Source organism: Leclercia sp. AS011 (genome assembly GCF_037152535.1).
In the GTDB taxonomy this organism is placed as follows: Bacteria; Pseudomonadota; Gammaproteobacteria; order Enterobacterales; family Enterobacteriaceae; genus Enterobacter.
In genome coordinates this window covers 126,674-146,725 of the sequence record NZ_JBBCMA010000005.1, presented here as the reverse complement: position 1 = coordinate 146,725, position 20,052 = coordinate 126,674, and the positions used below count along the sequence as shown (strand labels likewise).

The 20,052-nt window shown below is 55.5% G+C and carries 16 protein-coding genes and 1 tRNA gene; 9 read left to right on the top strand and 8 right to left on the bottom strand.

Annotation, left to right across the window (positions count from 1 at the left end; translation table 11 throughout):
• Nucleotides 1–54 precede the first annotated feature (54 nt).
• Both WFO70_RS18195 and WFO70_RS18190 read left to right on the top strand, forming a co-directional pair.
• A complete protein-coding gene (locus tag WFO70_RS18195) occupies nt 55–1,446 on the top strand; it encodes a nucleobase:cation symporter-2 family protein (RefSeq protein ID WP_337018130.1) in 1,392 nt (463 codons plus the stop codon).
• A 119-nt stretch (nt 1,447–1,565) separates the two neighbouring features.
• Nucleotides 1,566–3,266: an AsmA family protein gene (locus tag WFO70_RS18190; protein WP_337018128.1), complete on the top strand. Its 1,701-nt coding sequence runs from the start codon at nt 1,566–1,568 to the stop codon at nt 3,264–3,266.
• Between the two features lie 135 nt (nt 3,267–3,401).
• Here WFO70_RS18190 and yicI read toward each other — a convergent pair whose 3' ends face one another.
• Both yicI and WFO70_RS18180 read right to left on the bottom strand, forming a co-directional pair.
• A complete protein-coding gene (gene yicI / locus WFO70_RS18185) occupies nt 3,402–5,720 on the bottom strand; it encodes an alpha-xylosidase (protein ID WP_337018126.1) in 2,319 nt (772 codons plus the stop codon).
• A gap of 12 nt (nt 5,721–5,732) precedes the next feature.
• Entirely contained in the window at nt 5,733–7,127 is a 1,395-nt protein-coding gene (locus tag WFO70_RS18180) for a glycoside-pentoside-hexuronide family transporter (protein WP_337018125.1), read from the bottom strand.
• Nucleotides 7,128–7,410: 283 nt separating this feature from the next.
• Here WFO70_RS18180 and WFO70_RS18175 point away from each other — a divergent pair.
• The 3 genes from WFO70_RS18175 to WFO70_RS18165 all read left to right on the top strand — a co-directional run bounded on the left by WFO70_RS18175 (nt 7,411) and on the right by WFO70_RS18165 (nt 10,351).
• A tRNA-Sec gene (locus tag WFO70_RS18175) sits at nt 7,411–7,505 on the top strand.
• 177 nt (nt 7,506–7,682) lie between these two features.
• On the top strand, nt 7,683–9,245 hold the full coding sequence (locus WFO70_RS18170; RefSeq protein WP_337018123.1) for a DUF3696 domain-containing protein: 1,563 nt from the start codon (nt 7,683–7,685) through the stop codon (nt 9,243–9,245).
• Nucleotides 9,246–9,247: 2 nt separating this feature from the next.
• Nucleotides 9,248–10,351, top strand: coding sequence for a hypothetical protein (locus WFO70_RS18165; RefSeq protein ID WP_337018121.1), 1,104 nt, complete (start codon nt 9,248–9,250; stop codon nt 10,349–10,351).
• Between the two features lie 8 nt (nt 10,352–10,359).
• Here the strand turns inward: WFO70_RS18165 and WFO70_RS18160 are convergent, their stop codons facing one another.
• Nucleotides 10,360–10,551 carry a toxin-antitoxin system HicB family antitoxin gene (locus WFO70_RS18160; protein ID WP_337018119.1) on the bottom strand — a complete coding sequence of 64 codons (192 nt, stop codon included), beginning with the start codon at nt 10,549–10,551 and terminating at the stop codon, nt 10,360–10,362.
• A gap of 125 nt (nt 10,552–10,676) precedes the next feature.
• Here WFO70_RS18160 and WFO70_RS18155 point away from each other — a divergent pair, with 125 nt between their 5' ends.
• The 4 genes from WFO70_RS18155 to WFO70_RS18140 all read left to right on the top strand — a co-directional run bounded on the left by WFO70_RS18155 (nt 10,677) and on the right by WFO70_RS18140 (nt 16,001).
• On the top strand, nt 10,677–10,967 hold the full coding sequence (locus tag WFO70_RS18155) for a SymE family type I addiction module toxin (protein ID WP_333852639.1): 291 nt from the start codon (nt 10,677–10,679) through the stop codon (nt 10,965–10,967).
• Nucleotides 10,968–11,245: 278 nt separating this feature from the next.
• A complete protein-coding gene (locus WFO70_RS18150; RefSeq protein ID WP_337018117.1) occupies nt 11,246–12,607 on the top strand; it encodes an MFS transporter in 1,362 nt (453 codons plus the stop codon).
• A gap of 17 nt (nt 12,608–12,624) precedes the next feature.
• Nucleotides 12,625–14,979: a beta-glucosidase gene (locus WFO70_RS18145; RefSeq protein ID WP_337018115.1), complete on the top strand. Its 2,355-nt coding sequence runs from the start codon at nt 12,625–12,627 to the stop codon at nt 14,977–14,979.
• Between the two features lie 59 nt (nt 14,980–15,038).
• Entirely contained in the window at nt 15,039–16,001 is a 963-nt protein-coding gene (locus WFO70_RS18140) for an AraC family transcriptional regulator (protein WP_337018113.1), read from the top strand.
• 56 nt (nt 16,002–16,057) lie between these two features.
• Here WFO70_RS18140 and WFO70_RS18135 read toward each other — a convergent pair whose 3' ends face one another.
• The 5 genes from WFO70_RS18135 to galB are packed head-to-tail and all read right to left on the bottom strand — an operon-like array spanning nt 16,058 to nt 19,965.
• Complete coding sequence (locus WFO70_RS18135) at nt 16,058–16,495, bottom strand: acetyltransferase (RefSeq protein WP_337018111.1); 438 nt, start codon at nt 16,493–16,495, stop codon at nt 16,058–16,060.
• Between the two features lie 60 nt (nt 16,496–16,555).
• Nucleotides 16,556–17,425, bottom strand: coding sequence for an NAD(P)-dependent oxidoreductase (locus WFO70_RS18130; protein ID WP_337018109.1), 870 nt, complete (start codon nt 17,423–17,425; stop codon nt 16,556–16,558).
• The gene (locus WFO70_RS18125; RefSeq protein ID WP_337018107.1) at nt 17,422–18,513 is read right to left on the bottom strand and encodes a 4-oxalomesaconate tautomerase; all 1,092 of its coding nucleotides are present in this window, start codon (nt 18,511–18,513) and stop codon (nt 17,422–17,424) included. The genes WFO70_RS18130 and WFO70_RS18125 overlap by 4 nt, the downstream gene beginning before the upstream one ends.
• A gap of 1 nt (nt 18,514) precedes the next feature.
• Nucleotides 18,515–19,228: a 4-carboxy-4-hydroxy-2-oxoadipate aldolase/oxaloacetate decarboxylase gene (locus WFO70_RS18120; RefSeq protein WP_337018105.1), complete on the bottom strand. Its 714-nt coding sequence runs from the start codon at nt 19,226–19,228 to the stop codon at nt 18,515–18,517.
• Nucleotides 19,225–19,965, bottom strand: coding sequence for a 4-oxalmesaconate hydratase (galB, locus tag WFO70_RS18115; protein ID WP_337018103.1), 741 nt, complete (start codon nt 19,963–19,965; stop codon nt 19,225–19,227). The genes WFO70_RS18120 and galB overlap by 4 nt, the downstream gene beginning before the upstream one ends.
• Nucleotides 19,966–20,052 lie beyond the last annotated feature (87 nt).

Below are 20,052 nucleotides of genomic sequence, written 5' to 3'. Positions count from 1 at the left end.
TTTTCTCATCCACTCGGCTAAAATGCCCGCTTTTCTTCCTGGGGATCGCAGCAGATGTCCGTTAACGCCGTAGAACAGCAAGATGCGCAACCGATTGCGCAGCCGCATAACAGTGAACTGATTTACCGTCTTGAAGATCGCCCCCCGCTGGCGCAGACCTTGTTCGCCGCCTGTCAGCATCTGCTGGCAATGTTTGTGGCCGTCATCACCCCTGCCCTGCTGATCTGCCAGGCCCTCGGCTTACCGGCGCAGGACACCCAGCACATCATCAGCATGTCGCTGTTTGCCTCGGGCGTGGCCTCCATCATTCAGATTAAAGCCTGGGGTCCGGTAGGCTCCGGCCTGCTGTCGATTCAGGGCACCAGCTTTAACTTTGTCGCCCCGCTGATCATGGGCGGTACGGCGCTGAAAACCGGCGGCGCGGATGTGCCAACGATGATGGCGGCGCTGTTCGGCACCCTGATGCTGGCCAGCTGCACCGAGATGGTCATCTCCCGCGTCCTGCACCTGGCGCGCCGCATTATTACCCCGCTGGTCTCCGGCGTGGTGGTGATGATTATCGGCCTGTCGCTGATTCAGGTCGGTTTAACCTCCATTGGCGGCGGTTACGCGGCGATGGCCGACCATACCTTCGGTGCCCCGAAAAACCTGCTGCTGGCGGGCGTGGTGCTGGCAATTATTATTCTGCTCAACCGTCAGCGTAACCCGTACCTGCGCGTCGCCTCGCTGGTGATCGCCATGGCGGCAGGCTATCTGGCGGCCTGGGCGTTGGACATGCTGCCGCAGTCTGCCGCGTCGACCGACAGCCCGCTGATCGTGGTCCCGACCCCGCTCTACTACGGCCTGGGCATCGACTGGAACCTGCTTCTGCCGCTGATGCTGGTGTTTATGATCACCTCCCTGGAAACCATCGGGGATATCACCGCCACCTCTGACGTCTCTGAGCAGCCGGTCTCTGGCCCGCTGTACATGAAGCGCCTGAAGGGTGGCGTGCTGGCTAACGGCCTGAACTCCTTTGTCTCCGGCGTGTTTAACACCTTCCCGAACTCCTGCTTCGGCCAGAACAACGGCGTGATCCAACTGACCGGCGTCGCCAGCCGCTACGTGGGCTTTGTTGTGGCGCTGATGCTGATTGTGCTCGGCCTGTTCCCGGCGGTCAGTGGCTTTGTCCAGCACATTCCTGAGCCGGTTCTGGGCGGCGCAACGCTGGTGATGTTCGGCACTATCGCAGCATCGGGCGTGCGTATCGTCTCCCGCGAGCCGCTGAACCGCCGCGCCATTATGATTATCGCCCTGTCGCTGGCGGTGGGTCTGGGTGTGTCTCAGCAACCGATGATCCTGCAGTTTGCCCCGGACTGGGTGAAAAACCTGCTCTCTTCCGGCATCGCCGCGGGCGGGATCACTGCTATCGTCCTGAACCTGATTTTCCCGCCAGAAAAGAACTGATCCCCTTTCACGGCAGCAGGCAACTGCTGCCGTAACCCAGAATTCCGCCCTTCCAGCCTTGAGCAATGCGTATAAATCGTGCATAACTCCTTTATGTGCGTTTTACGTGATGGAAGACCATGAAATTTATTGGAAAGCTTCTCGTCGGTATTCTGGCCGTTCTGCTTATTGCGATCCTCGCGCTCTATATCCTCGTTCAGACCCGCTGGGGCGCGGCGCAGGTCAGCAGCTGGATCACGGTAAACACCGACTACGAACTCAATTTCGACCTGATGGATCACCGATTCTCATCGCCCACGCACCTGGTGCTGAAAAACGTCACCTTCGGGCGCGACGGTCAACCTGCGACCCTGGTCGCAAAAATGGTCGATATCGGGGTGAGCAGCCGCCAGCTCACCGATCCGCTGCACATGGATACCATCACCCTGTTCGACGGCACGCTGAACCTTTCGCCGCAGACCGCTCCTCTTCCCTTCCAGGCCGATCGCCTGCTGCTGAACAATATGGCCTTTAACAGCCCTAACACCGCGTGGGATCTGAGCGCGCAGAAGGTGACCGGCGGCGTGCGCCCGTGGCAACCCGAGGCGGGCAACGTGCTGGGTAAAAAAGCCAATATCCAGATTAGCGCCGGGTCGCTGACCCTGAACGGCGTTCCGGCCAGCAACGTGCTGATCGAGGGCGAGCTGACCGACAAAGAGGTTGTGCTGACCACCATCGGCGCGGATATGGCGCGGGGCTCGCTCACCGGCACCGCGCGCCGCGACGCCAACGGCGGCTGGAAGGTGGATAACATGCGCCTGAACGAGATCCGCCTGCAGAGCGATAAATCCCTGTCCGACTTTTTTGCCCCCATCATCACCCTGCCGTCGTTGCAGATTGGCCGTCTTGACGTAACCGACGCCCGCCTGCAGGGGCCGGACTGGGCGGTGACCGATCTCGATTTAAGCCTGCGCAACCTGACCCTGAGCCGCGGCGACTGGCAGAGCGAGGACGGTCGCCTGTCGATGAACGCCAGCGAGTATATCTATGGCTCGCTGCACCTGTTCGACCCGATCCTCAACGCCGAATTTTCCCCGCAGGGGATCGCCCTGCGCCAGTTCACCTCCCGCTGGGAAGGCGGGATGGTGCGCACCTCCGGCAACTGGTTGCGCAGCGGTAAAGCGCTGGTGCTGGATGATGTCGCCGTCGCCGGGCTGGAATATACCCTGCCGGAAAACTGGAAAACCCAGTGGATGGAGACCCTGCCGGAGTGGCTGCGCAGCGTCACGCTGCGCAAATTCGGCCTGAGCCGCAACCTGGTGATCGACGTTGACTCCACCTTCCCGTGGCAGGTCACCGCCCTCGACGGCTACGGCACCAACCTGCAGCTGGCGAAAGATCGCCAGTGGGGCGTCTGGGCGGGCACCGCCACCCTGAACGGCGCGGCGGCGACCTTTAACCGGGTGGACGTGCGCCGTCCGTCACTCTCCCTGACCGCTAACGCCTCGACCATCGCCATCAATGAGCTGAGCGCCTTTACCGAGAAAGGCATTCTTGAAGCGAAGGCCAGCGTCTCCCAGACGCCGGTGCGGCAGACCACCATAAACCTGACCGGGCGCGGCGTGCCGTTGAACCTGATCCAGCAGTGGGGATGGCCGGCGTTGCCGGTGACGGGCGATGGCAACTTCCAGCTCACTGCCAGCGGCAACGTACAGAAAGATACGCCACTGAAGCCGACGGTCAGCGGCAGGCTGAATGCGGTGAATATGGATAAACAGCAGGTCACGCAGACGATGACGGGCGGGGCGGTGAGTACGGTTGAACAACCGCCCGCACCATAATGTAGGCCCGGTAAGTGTAGCGCCACCGGGCATCAGGCCGCAGAGACGCCGGGTGGCGGCTTCGCCTTACCCGGCCTACAACATCAAAACCGTAGGCCCGGTAAGCGCAGCGCCACCGGGCGTTTTACAGACGGCTCAGAGATGAATAACTACCTCTTCCCCTTCGGCTTTCACCACCACGCCCGACTCGCTTCCCGTATGTGATGCGCCTTTCACGCCGCTAATCTGGTGCACATTGCGCAAACAGACCGACCAGTCCCGCGCCTCGCCGTTGCCTTTGAGGGTGAGGGTATTGCCGTTGCGCGTCGCAGTCAGGGTAAAGGCCACGGCACCGTTCGCCGCAGGCACCTCGCTCACCGCCGTGGCCCCATCGTCGAGGTTAAACAGCTGGAAGGCGGTGCCTTCGTTCCACGCATAGTCCGGCTTCTGGTCGTTGTTGCCCAGCGCCAGCAGGGTGTTATCGCGCACGTATACAGGCAGGCTGCGGAAGTCGTGCTGCTGTTTGTGCCAGCGGCTACCCCGGAGTTCGTCGTTGTGCCACAGATGCGTCCAGCGCCCTTCCGGCAGGTAAAACTGCACGTCGCCCGCCTCGCTGAACACCGGAGCCACCATCACTGAATCCCCCAGCATGTACTGGCGGTCGAGGTAGTCGCAGGCCGGATCGTTCGGGAACTCGAGCATCATCGCCCGCAGCATCGGCGTACCGAACTCACGGGCCAGGGCCGCCTGGCGATAGAGATACGGCATCATCCGGCATTTCAGCTGCGTGAAGTGACGCACCACGTCGCAGGACTCGTCATCGTATGCCCACGGCACCCGGTAGGATTTGCTGCCGTGCAGTCGGCTGTGGCTGGAGAGCAGCCCGAACGCGCACCAGCGTTTATAGACATGCGCCGGGGCGGTGTTTTCGAACCCGCCGATATCGTGGCTCCAGAATCCGAACCCGGAGAGCCCAATCGACAGCCCGCCGCGCAGGCTTTCGGCCATCGATTCGTAGTTGGCGTAGCAGTCACCGCCCCAGTGCACCGGGAACTGTTGTGCCCCGACGGACGCGGAGCGGGCAAACAGCACCGCCTCTTCCTCGCCCACCGTCTCTTTCAGCACGTTCCACACCAGCTCGTTGTAGAGGTAGGCGTAGTGGTTGTGCATCTTCTGCGGGTCAGAGCCGTCGAACCACTGCACGTCGGTGGGTATGCGCTCGCCGAAGTCGGTTTTGAAGCAGTCGACACCGATATCCACGAGGCCTTTCAGCTTGTCGGCGTACCATTTGCAGGCTTCCGGGTTGGTGAAGTCGTAGATCGCCAGCCCCGGCTGCCACTTATCCCACTGCCACAGGGAGCCGTCCGGGCGTTTCAGCAGATAGCCCTTCTCTTTCAGCTCCTTAAAGATCGGCGATTTTTGCCCGATGTACGGGTTGATCCACACGCAGACCTTGAGTCCTTTCTCCTTCAGGCGGCGGATCATCCCTTGTGGATCCGGGAAGGTCACCGGGTCCCACTCGAAGTCGCACCACTGGAAGGCCTTCATCCAGAAGCAGTCGAAGTGGAAGACGTGCAGGGGCAGATCGCGCTCAGCCATGCCGTCGATAAAGCTGTTTACCGTCGCTTCGTCGTAGTTGGTGGTGAATGAGGTGGTGAGCCACAGGCCGAACGACCAGGCCGGGGGCAGCGCCGGACGCCCGGTGAACTGGGTATAGCGGTTGAGCACCTCTTTCGGCGTCGGGCCGTCGATGACGAAATACTCCAGGTACTCGCCCTCGACGCTGAACTGCACTTTCGACACCTTCTCGGAGCCGATTTCAAAGGAGACGTTTTCCGGGTGATTCACCAGCACACCATAGCCGCGGTTGGTGAGATAGAACGGGATATTTTTGTAAGACTGCTCGGTGCTGGTACCGCCGTCGCGGTTCCAGGTCTCGACCGTCTGGCCGTTGCGCACCAGGGCGGTAAAGCGCTCGCCGAGGCCGTAGACGGTTTCGCCCACGCCCAGATCCAGACGCTCGAACATGTAGTTGCGATCGCTGTTGCCGTCCTGCACGTAGCCGTTGTTTTTCAGCTGGCTGCCGGTGATGCGCTGGCCGTTCCTGAGGAAATCCAGCGCCCAGAACTCGCCTTTGGTAACGCGCACGCTGACGTTGCCGCTTTTCAGTTCGGCATACTCCGCGTTGTTTTCAATCTGCACGTTGACGTCTTTCAGGACGTTGAGCGGATAGTGCGGGCCGTTATCCAGTGCGCCCTGGAAGTGCTCGAGGCGCACCCCGACAATCCCCTCCTGCGGCGCAAACAGGCGCACCGTGAACATCAGGGTGTCGAGCTGCCAGGTGCGCTCGCGCACGTCGCGCGGGGCGACATAGATCACCAGGTCGTTGCCCTGCTGCTCCACATCGAACACCTGCACCGGATACGTTACGTTCAGGCCCGGTTGAATGAGCCAGTTTCCGTCACTGATTTTCATGCTTTCGTCCTCTTAGTTCTGCAATTCTTTGCTGACCGGCAGGGTGTTGAACTCCTGCTGATTACGACGCGCGCCCTGCGCCAGGTCGTTCATGATTTTCATCAGGAATGGCGTTTTCAGGCTGTAGTAGCGTTTGGCGATCACCGCGCTCAGCAGGTAGCACGCCGCCGGGACCAGGGTAAACAGGGCAATGATGATGCTGATGGTGGCGCTGTTCTGGGTTTTGGCTGCGGCATCGTAGCCGCCGCCTGCCAGCATCCAGCCGATTAACGCTCCGCCCAGGGCCAGGCCCAGCTTGAGGACGAACAGCGTGCCCGCAAAGCTGATGCCGGTGAGGCGTTTGCCGTTGGTCCACTCGCCGTAATCGACGGTGTCGGACATCATCACCCACTGGATCGGCGTCACCAGCTGGTGCAGCACGCCAATCACGAAGATAAAGCCGAACATGGTGATGCTGGCCTGCATCGGCACGAAGAACATCGCTACGCTTGCCACCGCCAGCAGGGCGTTGGTCCACCAGAAGACGCTGACTTTGCATTTCCAGTCGGTGAGCGGCTTCGCCAGCGCGGAGCCAATCAGGTTGCCGACGCAGTAGGTGGTGAGGAAGGCGACGAACAGCTCCGGCGAGCCCATGATCCAGGTGACGTAATACATCATCGCGCCACCGCGCACGCAGACCGCCAGAATGTTGAGGATGGTGAGCAGCCCGACGATGCGCCACTGGTCGTTGCGCCAGATGTCGCGCAGATCTTCGCGCATGCCGGTGGTGCTCGGCGGCACCTGGATGCGCTCTTTGGTGGTGAAGAAGCAGAACGCCAGCATCAGGAAGGCCACCACCGACAGCACCGCAATGCCGCCCTGGAAGCCGAACGCTTTATCCTCGCCGCCGATCAGGTTCACCAGCGGCATCATCAGCACCGTGGAGAGCATGCCGCCCGCGGTCGCCAGCACAAAGCGCCAGGACTGGAGGGAGATACGCTGCGTCGGGTCGTTGGTGATCACCCCGCCCAGCGCGCAGTAGGGGATGTTGACCACGGTATAGAGCAGGGTCAGCATGGTGTAGGTGACGGCGGCGTAGATCATTTTGCCGTTCAGGCTGAGGTCCGGCGTGGTGTAGGCCAGCACGCAGACCAGGCCGAACGGGATGGCACCGAACAGGATCCACGGACGGAATTTCCCCCAGCGGCTGCGGGTGCGGTCGGCAATCAGCCCCATGCAGGGGTCGGAGATGGCGTCCAGCGCGCGCGCCAGCAGGAACATGGTGCCGACAAACCCGGCGGGGATACCGACGATATCGGTGTAGAAGAACATCATGTAAAGCATGACGTTGTCGAAAATGATGTGACTTGCGGCGTCACCCATGCCGTAACCAATTTTCTCTTTGACGGACAAGACTTCGCTTTTCATTGTTTTTCCTTCACGCGTAGGGCGCTGAGACCGGTTACATGTTTTGTAAACCTTCCCTTCGCAGGCAGGTATTGCGTTTTCTGGTTACGTTTTTACGTTTCTTGTTTTTTGTGATCGCGGTAAAAGTACGGAGGCGAAGATCGTAAGGTGAGGATTTTCTTAAGGTTTAGTCTGGAGGGGTTAATGCAGGTCAAAAAAGGGGTGAAATAAGTGAGGGAAAAGATGGGGTAAATGATTGAAAGTAGCTATAATGCGCCCCGCCTCCATGTAGCAATCGAGGCGCGGAAGATCGTCATCTCCGGTGAGGTGGCTGGACTTCAAATCCAGTTGGGGCCGCCAGCGGTCCTGGGCAGGTTCGACTCCTGTGATCTTCCGCCAAAATTCACCAACCTCTGAAATTGTTAGTATTCTTTTAAGCTGTTTTGTTATATATATTACTACTAGATGTAGTGTTTGAAGTTTAAGATATCATTTGCAATAATTATAGCTTGATATTTTTAATATATTTAATCCCAATATATGCTAACATTATATTTATCATTCAAAGGAGTATTTATGATAAATGGAATTGGAGTAGCTAACTTCCGAAGTTTCAAAAAAAAGACACTTATAGAACTAAAACCGATAACTGTTTTCGTAGGAAAAAACAGCAGTGGTAAAAGCTCTTTATTAAGAACATTTCCTTTGTTCCGACAATCTGTTGAAGAGAATACTACAGGTCCCGTCTTATGGTATGGGAGATATGTTGACCTTGGGGATTTTGATGAAATAAAATCAAATGGTAGTGAAAGTAATAATATAAATTTTACTTTTAATCTCACTATAAGTGAACAAAGCCAAAATAGATATTCTCATTATCGATACTGGAACACCCCATTATCATCGATGAACTTGTCAGTTGACTTAACTGTTTATTCAAAAGATCGAAAAACTAAAACGAGAGAAATAGTAATCAGCCATTCTGATTTTTCAATATCCTTATACATCGATGATAATGAAAATGCCAAACTCACTATTCATTCTGGGGAAGTTCATTTAGAAAGAGAGGGACTTGCAGTTAGAAATCTTGGTCAATTTATTCCTAGCATAATACAGAAGAAAAACAAAGAAGACCAAATACTAAACACAAATAAAAGATATATGTACGGCCCAAGTATTGATCGAGCTCTCGAGATTTCTTTTTTAGAATCAGCAACAAGAACAATACAAACACATTTCCATAGCAAAACAGATGTTACAAGAATAACACATACACTGAGTAGGTTGACGTTCCTTCCATTTGAAACCACAAAAATCATGCTTGAGGCGTTATTTAAGGAACAAAAAACATTTATAAAACATTTTCAGCAAAATGAAAATGAAATAACTGAAAATATTTACCCCTATATTTTAGGATATAATATAAACTTATTGACCGATCTTATTAATCGTACTCTAGCTGAAACATTCAATAAAATTAAATATATAGCACCTTTACGCGCCACCTCCGAAAGATTTTATCGTTTTCAAGACTTACAAATCAATGAGATAGATCATACTGGTTCTAACCTAGCGATGTTGCTAAATTCATTAAAACCCCACGAAAAAAATAGATTTGAAGATTGGACTAAAGAAAATTTTGATTTTGTCGTTAAAGTAAAACAAGTTGGTGCGCATTTTGCTGTAACTATATCCACAAATAGTAAAGATGAATTTAATATTAGCGATATGGGATTTGGGTATTCTCAAGTATTACCGATTGTGACTGCAATTTGGCTGGAAACAGAAAGACGGGTGAATAATCTTCCCAAAACTCCAATTACCTTCATTATAGAACAACCTGAACTGCATCTTCATCCATCGTATCAATATAATCTTGCAAAAACATTTGCAAAAGTAGTAGCTAAGGCTAAAAAAAGCGAACTTGATCTTAAAATCATATTTGAAACCCATAGTCAAAATATGATCGAGGCCTTAGGAGAGTGTGTTGAAGATGAAAATTTAGCTTTTAAAGCAGATGATATTTCAATATTAGTCTTTGATAAAGATGAAGAGAATAGTACTAAAGTAACAAAATCATATTTTGATGACAATGGTTATCTAGAAAACTGGCCGATTGGCTTTTTCTCAGGGCAATAACCATGCTTATTCAATTAAAAAATTATAATTCCGAACATATATTATCTACTGAAACATCAATTTCAGTAGATAATCTTCTTCGCTCGTTTCAAGAAAGAAAACATATATTACTTTCGAACCGTTCTTTCTTTAAGCAAATCATTGATGAAAAAAAGAGAGTTTATAGTCATAACGCAAAGCAAGTAGCTTTTGAAGCAATGAGAGGCCAGACTGAATATTCTTCATTAATTAATCTAGTTAGCTTTTACATTATAGTTGATTTCAATATAATTGATAACACTACAAAATGGACAGAAAATGGAAGCACAGTTAATTTTACTGTTGGCCCTAATTATTTTAAAGACTCATCCAGATTGCAGGCATCAAATATAATATTCGAAAACATTACTGATAATGATTTTTATCAAATAATAGTCAACTATTTTTCACGTAAATACAAGGCAAATTTATGTAATATAAATTGTAACCCTATCAACGGGGGAGGTGGAACCACAAAAGAAGTTTTCGAAAGATGTATTCAGAATGAAAATCTTGTATTGTGTTTATTAGATAACGATAAAAAACACCCAAAAGGACCTTTTGGAAGTACATCAAAGGCCTTTGGAAAAGAAAAATTTAGTAAAACTGGAATGGTCAAAATCCTAGACGTACATGAAATAGAATCCTTGATCCCTTTAGAAACACTTGAGTTTTCCACAACAAATAGTGTGACTAGAAGTAAGACTATAAATTTCCTAAAATCATCTTTAAAAAATCATGAAGAAATAAAATTTTACTTTGACCATAAGAAAGGTTTAGAACTCAAGACTGCTTTTGAGCTAGATAAACTGCATGGTCCATTTTGGATTCCTCTTTTAAAACAATCTCGCGATATTGAAAGATCAGATTGTTTAGATGAAGAAAAATGTGTCTGCAAGGAATCATGTATGAAAGTAGACGGACTGGGGGAAAATATACTCTCCAAGTCAATAGAGTTTATCCAAAAAGGCAATTTGCAAATATATACACCACAACTGCCTCCTTTATTAGAAAGTCATTGGATAGAAATAGGTAAGCTGTTATTTAGTTGGTGCTGTGGGCCATCCAAAAAAACCAGATTAACTTGAGAGTTTAATCACCCATTGGGATGTATGCCCTTTTTTCTCAATGCCTCCCTCGCCAGCTCCTTCAACCAGCTGGCGAGACTCACTCCTTCCTCCGCCGCAACAGCATCCAACTGTTCCTTCAATGCCGGATCAATACGCATTTTAAACTGCGGGGATTGCCCACCGCCCTTTGGTTTTTTTTCGCGCGCTATGATTGACATGGGGCCACCTATCCATCTACTCTAAATCACATTAGGAGGCCACCTAAACCTCCATTTTTATCAACGCTCCAGTGTGCAGGAACACACCGGAGCGTCTAACCTCACCAACTATCAAGGAGTTGATTATGGCTGATTCGCATTCTACCCCAGACACCACCGCAACCGGAACTGAGCGTACATTAATTGTGGGATATCGCCCGCAAGGTCTCGATCGCAGTACGCCAAACCTGATCCTTTCCGGCAAATGGCTGCGGGCGGCGGGGTTTGATACCGGGGATAAAGTCACGGTGAAAGTTATGGATGGCTGCATCGTGGTGATGGCGCATAGCCCGCATGAGAAGGCCCTGCTGGCTGAATTAAAGCAGGCGCAGCAGAAGCTGAAAGGGATTGAAGGGGCGCTGGCGCTGGCTTCATAACAGCGATTAAACCAGGTGCGGTATGCTCCCCCTCACCCCAACCCTCTCCCTCCAGGGAGAGGGAGAAGTTCATGCCCGCATGTTCCCCCTCTCCCTAAGGGAGAGGGAGTTTACCGTGCCAATCTTTTTTTCCTCAGCCCCTGTGACCCCCTTCACAACTTCACCGCAAACTCCCCGCCGCGCAAAAAATGGGAACTCTGTGAACAAAGGCTGGCAAGCCGCTCTTTAGCGCCCCGGTATACTCAGGACGACACAAATCAGAATGAGTACCCTACAACATGAAAACAACAGACATCGCCTCGGGCAGCTACGTTAAAGTCAGCGTTCGGGAAAAGATTGGCTACGGGTTTGGCGATCTGGCTTCTAACCTGTCGTTTGGGTTTGTTTCGCTGTTCTTATTGTTCTTCTACACCAACATCTACGGCATCACCGCCGTTCAGGCGAGCCTGATCTTTGTTATCGCCCGCGTGCTGGACGCCCTGTTCAATATCTTTATCGGCTACGTGATCGATAAAACCAATACCCGCTACGGCAAGCTGCGCCCTTATTTGCTGTTCGGTGCCGTACCGCTGGGGCTGCTCACTATCCTCTGCTTCAGCACCCTGGGCGACGAGTTCAAGTTTTACTACGCCCTGATCTCCTACACCCTCTATTGCCTGGCCTATACCGCGGTCAATACCCCCTACTCCGCGATGACCAACATGCTCACCCAGCATGAAGGCTCCCGCGCGTCGCTCTCGGTCTACCGCATGGTGCTGGCGATTGTCGGGTATCTGATTGTCTCCACCACGGCGGATATGCTGATTTCCCAGTTCACTGATAAAAAGCTGGGCTACGTGTTCGCCGTCAGCTGCTTCAGCCTGCTCGCCACCATCTTCTTCCTTGCCTGCTTTGGCATGACCAAAGAGCGCGTTAAAAGCCAGCCAGAGCAAAAAGCCCCGACGCTGAAAGAGATGATCGCCGCGGTCTCCGGCAACCTGCCGTTAATCAACCTCTCGGCGTTCACCGTCTTCTTCTACGTCGCCTACACGGTGTGGATGGCAATTGCGATTTACTTCATCAAATACACTCTGGGCGATGAGGCCTTTACCGCCAAATTCTTTATGATCCAGTCGGCGGCGTACGTGGCAGGTACCGTGGTCTCCGAAAAACTGATCGCCATGATGGGCAAAAGGCGCATGGTGCAGTTCGCGCTGCTGATCGGCATCCTCGGCATGCTGTTCCAGTATTTCCTCGCGGGCAGCAACGGTACCCTGATCATGACCGGCGTCTGCCTGTTCAGTATTACTCTGGGCATGGGCTTCGTGGCGATGTGGTCGATGATTGCCGACACCGTCGAGTACGCCGAATGGAAACAGGGCGTGCGTGCCGAAGGGGCGATCTACGGCTTCTTTAACTTTATTACCAAAATCGCGATGGCTATTGGCGGCGGCTGCGCCGGGCTGATGCTCGACTATTTTGACTACTCTTCCGACCATCTCAGCGCCAGCGCCCTGGACGGCATCAACCTGATGATGACCCTGTTCCCGGCCCTGATGTTTGCCCTGAGCATGGTGTTCATCTTCTTCTACACCCTCGATGAACACACCTACCGAAATATCATCAAAGACATTGCGTTACGCAAAGCTAACGCGCTGTGATCTCAAAGGACATAAACATGAAAACTGACTTCCACACCCTGATTGCAGCGATGAGCGCCGAAGACAAAGTTGCCCTGCTTACCGGCAGCGGCCTGTGGCGCACCGCCACTCTGCCACAGCACGGCATTGAAGATATCGTGATGACCGACGGCACCTACGGCGTGCGCTACAGCACCAGCCAGATCGAACAGGGCGAAAGCTGGAATATCACCGATTTTCTCGACGTGATCGCGCAAAGTGCCGGTGATGTAGAGAACGAAGAGCAGAAAGGCGGCTCCGAGGCGCTGTTCAGCAAATCCCGACCGGCCACCTGCTTCCCGAACGGCTCGACTCTGGCCTGTAGCTGGGATATCTCGCTGGTGTATCAGATGGGTGAGGCGCTGGCGAAAGAGTGTCAGGAGATGGGCGTCGGGATCCTGCTCGGGCCGGGCATCAACATCCGCCGCACGCCGCTGGCCGGTCGCGGATACGAATACTACGCCGAGGATCCGGTAGTGAGCGGCGATATTGCCGCCGCGCTGATCAATGGCCTGCAGGATAACGGCGTGGGTGCCAGCCTGAAACATTTTGCCGCCAACAACTCCGAATACCACCGCACCGAGATGGACTCGGTGATTGAAGAGCGGGCGCTGCGTGAGATCTACCTCGCAGGCTTTAAGCGCGCCATCGATAAATCCAATCCGTGGACGGTGATGTCCTCCTACAACCTGCTCAACGGCGTGCAGACTTCGCAAAACCGCTGGCTGCTGACCGACGTGCTGCGTAACGAATGGCAGTACGACGGCCTGGTGATGTCCGACTGGTACGGGATCAAAAACCGCCCGGCCTCCCTGCTGGCGGGCAACGATCTGGCGATGCCGGAAACCCGCCGCGATAAGCAGGAGCTGCTTGAGGCCATCAACCGGGGCGAAATCCCTGCCGGGATCCTCGACAGCGCCTGCCTGCGGATGCTGACCCTGATTGAAAAAGTGCAGCGCCACCGCAGGCCGGGCTTTAAGGCCGATTTCCACCAGCATCACCAGCTGGCGCAGCGTCTGGCGGCAGAGTCCATCGTCCTGCTGAAAAATGACGACGCCATCCTGCCGCTGCAGAAAGGCAAACAGCGCACAATCGCGGTGCTGGGCAAGCCTGCCCAGGAGCCGGTGATCCAGGGCTCCGGCTGTGCCACCACCGTGCCCTATATGCTCGACCGCCCGCTGGACGAGATTTTTGAGGTCGCCGGAAATGATTTCAACATCGAGTACGCAGTGGGCACCCCGGAGGATAACGCCACTGATGAACAGGCCCTGGCGCAGGCCGTTGCGGTGGCGAAAAACGCCGATGTCGCAATCCTGTTTGTCAGCACCGCCATCGGTGAAGACGGGGAAAACGGCGATCGCAAAGACCTGGCTATTTTGCCTGGGCATGAGGCGCTGATCCGCGCCGTCGCCAGGGTGCAACCCAACGTAGTGGTGGTACTGGCCAACAGCGATGCGGTGGTAATGCCGTGGCTCGGGGAGTGCAAAGCCCTGCTGGAAACCCATTTTGGCGGCCAGGGCATGGGCCGCGCCGTGGCGGACATCCTGTTTGGCCGCGCTAACCCGTGCGGCAAGCTGACGGTCACGGTGCCCAATACCCTGGAAGAGACCCCGGCCTGGCTCAGCTATCCCGGCGAAAACCTGCGCCACCATTACAGCGAAGGGCTGTTCGTGGGGTATCGCTACTACGATCGCCGCAAACTCACGCCGCTGTTCCCGTTTGGTTTTGGTCTGAGCTACACCACCTTCGCCTACAGCAATCTGACCACCTCGGTGAGCGAGCTGGACGAGGGCCAGACGTTAACCGTCAGCGTGGACGTGACCAACAGCGGCAGCGTGGCGGGGAAAGAGGTGGTTCAGCTCTATCTGTCTGCCCCGGCGGGCGAACTGCTGCGTGAAGAGAAGGCCCTGAAAGCCTTTGCCAAAGTGCATCTTGAGCCCGGTGAAACCAAAACCGTGACCATGACGCTGACCCGGGACGACTTCGCCTGTTACCATCCGGGCATTGGCGACTGGATTGTTGATGCCGGAGAGTATCAGCTGCAAGTGGCGCGATCGTCCCGGGATATCGCCTTAAGCACCGCCATTATCGTGCGGGCCACGCCACGCTATGCCCCGCTGGAGATCAATAATTCGTTGACCCAGCTGATCAACAACCCACCGGCCTTCGCCCGGGTGGTGAAGCTGGTCGCCAGCAAAAATGGGGTCCCAGAGCAGCGGGTACGCGAGAAACTCTGTGCGATTGCGCCCGATCTGGTCTTCGGTCTGTTTATCTCCTTAACCGAATTCCTGACGATAGATATTACGCGTGAAGAGCTGGCGGAAGCCCTTGCCGGACCCGCACCGCAGCAGTAAAGTCCGATCGCGCCCTCTTGCTCTGGCAAGAGGGCCTTCACTCGACGGAGAGCCAGCCGATGTTTCCATTTTCTGTCACCCGGCATCCAGGGATTAGCTCGCCGCAGCAGACCGGGACCGCGATCCATGAGGGCAGCGGCTACGAACTGATCTCCTTTGATGCGGAGAAGCTGAACGTGTTTGCCGCCGAGGTGTACTACTGTGAACCGCACTGGCACTCGGCCCCGGAGCTGATCTGTATTCTGACGGGGGAGTTTTCCGTCACTCTGGGGCATAGCACCTCGGTCTTTACCGCTGGCGACATGCTGTGGATCAACCCAGATGAGATCCACTCCCTGGAGGCACGCGCCCCGAACAGTCAGCTGCTGACCATTCAGTTTGCGCCGAACCTGTTTGATGAGACCCATCCGGCACCGCTAATGGAGAACGGCTCCCTGACCAGCCAGCAGGAGAGTCAGATCAGAAGCAGCGTGATTGCGCTGGTGGAGCATCTGGTACATGCCCGGCCCTCTTTCAGCCGCATCGCCCTGATTTATCAGCTGTTAGGCACGCTTTCCGCCGCGGGCAGCGGTCAGGAGGACCGCCAGCAGGTCACCATCAGAAAAAAGGATCAGCAGCTGGTGAAGTACGGCATTGAGTTTATCAACCAGCACTTTGATGATGAGCTGAGCCTAAGCACTATCGCCGATAATGCCGGCGTCAGTTACCACCACTTCTCGCGCATTTTTAAGAAGATCAGCGGCTACAACTTCAAAGAGTATCTGACCATGATCCGCATAAATAAGGCCAAGCGGCTGCTGAAGGATACTCAGATTCCGATCACCGACATCAGCTACAGCTGCGGGTTTAGCGGCCATAAGCAGCTGATTTTCGCCTTCAACAAATACTGTCGCATGACGCCAACGGCTTTCCGGAAGCGCTATATCACGGCGATTAATGCTGCCGAAGCGTTGCAGGTGATGACCGACTCACGGTTTTTGCCGCTGGATGAAGGGGTGATTGCGCAACTGCGCGGGTTTTGAGCAGGTAGTTTTGTAGGCCGGGTAAGGCGAAGCCGCCACCCGGCAATACGCAGAAGTTAACCCTCGTACCGCATATGCAATAACGGGAACGGATTGCCCTGCCCGTCCAGCTCAGAGCGCCCGGTCTGCACAAATCCCATATGCTGATAAAACCCCACGCCCTGCGGGTTTTGCTCGTTGACGTCCACCTCGTTTGCACCGAAATGGTCAATGGCGTACTTCAGCAACAGCGAGCCGACGCCTTTTCCCCGGCTCGCATCGTCGACAAACAGCATTTCAATACGGTTTTCATCGACGCCCAAAAAGCCGTGGATCGCACCAGCGTCATCCCGGGCAATCACGACGGTTAAATTTGGCAGATAAGCGTTGAGCAACAGCGGGCGTAATGCCGCAATATCGCTCTCCTGCAGAAAATGGTGAGTGGCGCGAACAGAGGACTCCCAGATCGCGACGAGACGTTCAAATTGTGAGGGAACTGCGATTTCGATTTTCATGATGCGATCATTGCCGGGAAACGAATCTACATCAAGCATTAGCATGTGCGATTCACAGCCCTACCCCTTCACCTTCCCCGCCAGCACCTGCCACACAAACGGCGTCAGCGCGGCATAACTCACCCCACGCTCCGCCATCTTCTCGGGCAACTGGCGTTGTGCCTGCACGGTAGCCTGGCTCATCACCCCATCGCCACCTACATCACGCAGGGTTTTGACAACCTCTTCCATCTCTTCGCTGCGGCGGATGCCGTGCTCGGCGACGCGGCTGATCAGATAGCCGGGGAACTCTCCGTTCCAGCCCAGCGACGGGAAGCTCGCATGCAGCGAGGCCAGCACTGCTTCTTCGACACCGTATTCACGGGCAGCGAACAGGCATTCGGTGGTAAGGGCTTCAAGCCCTTTGATCATCACGCTGCGGCACATTTTGATGGCCGAAACTTTACCGATCTCGTTTGCGCCAACGCGGGCGTTTAACCCCATAGCACGCAGTACCGGCGCGATTGCCTCTGCCTGCGGGCCGCCGATAAGCAGCGGCGTTTTGCATCGCGCAGGGGGAACCGGTGCCATTACCGCCACATCCACATACGCGCCAGGGAGGAAATGGCGGGCGGCATGGCGTTTGGTCTCAGGTGCCACTGAATTGAGATCGAGAAAAGATTGCCCTGCCGTTAACAGCGGCGCGGCCTGCTGCGCCACCTCCAGGGCCGAACCCGCGGTGACGGTCGAGAATACCAGTGCCGCACCTTCAAGAGCTTCTGCCAGCGATCCGGCGGCGCGAACACCAGCCTGACGGGCTTTAGCCTGCATCGGTTCGCGCTCTGCGCCTCTGAATTTGCAGTCCCAGACGGTGACGGCATGATCCCGTGCCAGTTCACTGGCGAAAATGCCGCCTGCCTCGCCAAAACCAATAAACGCTATTGCCGTCATGTTGACTCCTTACGTGGCCAGATGCTGGCCGGGATACAAACCTCACCTGCAAACAGCAGGCGGGCAGTGCGCAACAGGCCGCAGCCTGCCAGCTCGCCAGCGGCATTGCGTTGCAGCGCCACGCTGAATTCCCCGCTGGGATGTTCGACGCTCAGAACCGGCGCGTTTCCGCCAGCCACCTGCGCCAGCCCGGCGGTGACGGTGCCGGGGATCAGACAGGCGCTGGCGACGCTCACCGCTCCAAAGACGCCAATCGAGGCATGGCAGCGATGAGGAATAAAGGTGCGGCTGCCGATCGCGCCTCCGGCACGCGGGGCTGCGATCAGCGTCATTTTGGGAACCGTGCGTTGCGACACGTCGCCCAGGTTCATGCGCGGCCCGGCCTGCAGGCGGATCGACTCCAGACGCTGCTTCAGTTCAGGGTCATTATCCAGCTGCTCACGGGTCTCGTAGCCGCTGCGGCCCAGATCGCTGGCGCGCAGCAGAACCACCGGCATGCCGTTATCAATACAGGTGACGTCGATGCCGTCAAAACGGTCAGTGGCCTTGCCGGTTGGCAGTAAAGCGCCGCAGCTCGAGCCCGCCACATCCAGGAAGTTGAGGACGATTTTGCTGGCGGTGCCCGGCACGCCATCGATGCGGGTATCACCCGCATACTCCACGCCGTCGTCACTACAGGGCACATCGGCAATCGCCAGCTGTCCGGTGTTTTCCATATAGATCCGCACCTGGGTCAGGGGCGTGGCGGGGGCAACTAATCCGCGCTCGATGGCGAACGGGCCGACGGCAGCCAGGATATTGCCGCAGTTCTGGCCGTAATCGACCGTCGCGCTATCCACGTTCACCTGGGCAAACAGGTAATCGACATCAGCATCCGGGCGGGCGGAGCGGCGAACAATCGCCACTTTACTGGTAAGCGGATCGGCCCCGCCGATGCCGTCGATCTGCCGGGCATCCGGCGACCCCATTACCGCGAGCAGGACCGCATCGCGCCGGGTGATATCAGCAGGCAAATCTTCCGCCAGAAAGCAGGCGGCCTTCGAGGTGCCTCCGCGCATCATCAGGCAGGGAATTCTGCGTTGCGCCATCTTAGCCCTCCACATCATCCGCATTGTCGTAGTAGCGCAGCCCTTTTTCTGCCAGCCGCGGGCGCATGGCATAGATGTCCAGCCCCAGCTCGCCGTTGCGCATCCGATCGCGTTTCGCCTCTTCGTTGGCGACGCGGGTTTCCGCTTTCGCCAGGACAGATTGGGCGTCAGCATGAGGTACCACCACCACGCCATCATCATCGGCAACGATCACATCGCCGGGAGTGACCAGTTGGCCGCCGCAAATCACCGGCACATTTACCGAGCCGAGCGTCTCTTTCACCGTGCCCTGGGCATAGACCTGGCGCGACCAGACGGCAAACCCCATTTCACGCAGGGTCTGCGAGTCGCGGATCCCGATATCGCCCACCAGCCCGACTACGCCGCGTGACTGCAAGGAGGTCGCCAGCAGATCGCCGAAAAAGCCGTCGCCGCAGGGAGAGGTGGGTGCCACCACCAGAATATCTCCCGGATGGCACTGCTCTACCGCCACGTGGAACATCCAGTTATCGCCGGGCGTCACCAGAACGGTAACGGCATTACCGGCGCGGCTTACCCCCTGCTGAATGGGGCGAATAGCCGGGTTCATCAGCCCCTGACGTTCAAAGGCTTCATGCAGGGTCGCCACGCCCGCGGCGGCAAACAGGCGCAGGGTAGCCTGGTCATGGCGCGGCAGGTTGCGCACCACAATTCCTTTTTTATTCAACAGGTTCATGCCAGGTTCTCCGTCACACGTGGGAAGATGCTCTGGAAGCCTTCGGCATAGACGATATCGCGCGCGGCGGTGATGCCGATATTACGTTTCGCCTGCACGCCACGCTGAAGCGCCACCCGGGTGTAGTACTCCCACAAATGCTCCTGGCCCTGCATGCACTGAATGGCCTGGTATTTTTTCTCCCACGCGCTGGTGATATCCAGCAACACGTCCGGTTTCCAGTTGCACTGTTCCGGCTGGTGCGGTTCAAAGCAGTAAACCGGCGGCGCCTGCACCACCGGCTCTCCCGGGCGGTAGCCTTCCGCCTGGGCGATAATCCGCGCTTCCTGGGCCAGATTCGAGGCCAACGGGTGATCGTAGTTGTAGGGATCGTGCATCGAGTGGGTCAGCACAAAGTGCGGCTGCACGCGGCGGTAGACATCGGCCAGGCGGAACAGAGTGGCGTTGTCGGCGCGCAGCGGATAGTCGCCAATATCAAAAAACTCAATGCTGGCGCCGAGGATATCGGCGGCGGCCTGCGCTTCTTCCCGGCGGTGATGCTTCACCGTCTCTTCTGTCATGTTGCCTTTGCGCCACAGTTTGGCCGACTCCCCACGCTCACCGAACGACAGACACACCACATGAACCTGATAGCCTTGCTGGGTATGCAGGGCGATCGCGCCGCCCGCACGCCAGACGAAATCGGCAGAATGAGCGCTGACAACAAGGGCACTTTTTGGCTTAACCGGATGAGACATGATGACTTCCTCTGCTGTTTTTTTCAGCTTGTCATGTCCGGGCGCGGGCGGGTAATTCGTTAACTTGCGAATGCTATGATTTTTATT

What these genes read in the sequence shown, in the direction of transcription:
- WFO70_RS18180 (WP_337018125.1), bottom strand. Translation starts at nt 7,127, where the DNA reads ATGAAAAGCGAAGTCTTGTCCGTCAAAGAGAAAATTGGTTACGGCATG.
- WFO70_RS18150 (WP_337018117.1), top strand. Translation starts at nt 11,246, where the DNA reads ATGAAAACAACAGACATCGCCTCGGGCAGCTACGTTAAAGTCAGCGTT.
- WFO70_RS18135 (WP_337018111.1), bottom strand. Translation starts at nt 16,495, where the DNA reads ATGAAAATCGAAATCGCAGTTCCCTCACAATTTGAACGTCTCGTCGCG.
- WFO70_RS18155 (WP_333852639.1), top strand. Translation starts at nt 10,677, where the DNA reads ATGGCTGATTCGCATTCTACCCCAGACACCACCGCAACCGGAACTGAG.
- WFO70_RS18170 (WP_337018123.1), top strand. Translation starts at nt 7,683, where the DNA reads ATGATAAATGGAATTGGAGTAGCTAACTTCCGAAGTTTCAAAAAAAAG.
- WFO70_RS18190 (WP_337018128.1), top strand. Translation starts at nt 1,566, where the DNA reads ATGAAATTTATTGGAAAGCTTCTCGTCGGTATTCTGGCCGTTCTGCTT.
- WFO70_RS18145 (WP_337018115.1), top strand. Translation starts at nt 12,625, where the DNA reads ATGAAAACTGACTTCCACACCCTGATTGCAGCGATGAGCGCCGAAGAC.
- WFO70_RS18140 (WP_337018113.1), top strand. Translation starts at nt 15,039, where the DNA reads ATGTTTCCATTTTCTGTCACCCGGCATCCAGGGATTAGCTCGCCGCAG.
- galB (WP_337018103.1), bottom strand. Translation starts at nt 19,965, where the DNA reads ATGTCTCATCCGGTTAAGCCAAAAAGTGCCCTTGTTGTCAGCGCTCAT.
- WFO70_RS18130 (WP_337018109.1), bottom strand. Translation starts at nt 17,425, where the DNA reads ATGACGGCAATAGCGTTTATTGGTTTTGGCGAGGCAGGCGGCATTTTC.
- WFO70_RS18120 (WP_337018105.1), bottom strand. Translation starts at nt 19,228, where the DNA reads ATGAACCTGTTGAATAAAAAAGGAATTGTGGTGCGCAACCTGCCGCGC.
- WFO70_RS18160 (WP_337018119.1), bottom strand. Translation starts at nt 10,551, where the DNA reads ATGTCAATCATAGCGCGCGAAAAAAAACCAAAGGGCGGTGGGCAATCC.
- yicI (WP_337018126.1), bottom strand. Translation starts at nt 5,720, where the DNA reads ATGAAAATCAGTGACGGAAACTGGCTCATTCAACCGGGCCTGAACGTA.
- WFO70_RS18195 (WP_337018130.1), top strand. Translation starts at nt 55, where the DNA reads ATGTCCGTTAACGCCGTAGAACAGCAAGATGCGCAACCGATTGCGCAG.
- WFO70_RS18125 (WP_337018107.1), bottom strand. Translation starts at nt 18,513, where the DNA reads ATGGCGCAACGCAGAATTCCCTGCCTGATGATGCGCGGAGGCACCTCG.
- WFO70_RS18165 (WP_337018121.1), top strand. Translation starts at nt 9,248, where the DNA reads ATGCTTATTCAATTAAAAAATTATAATTCCGAACATATATTATCTACT.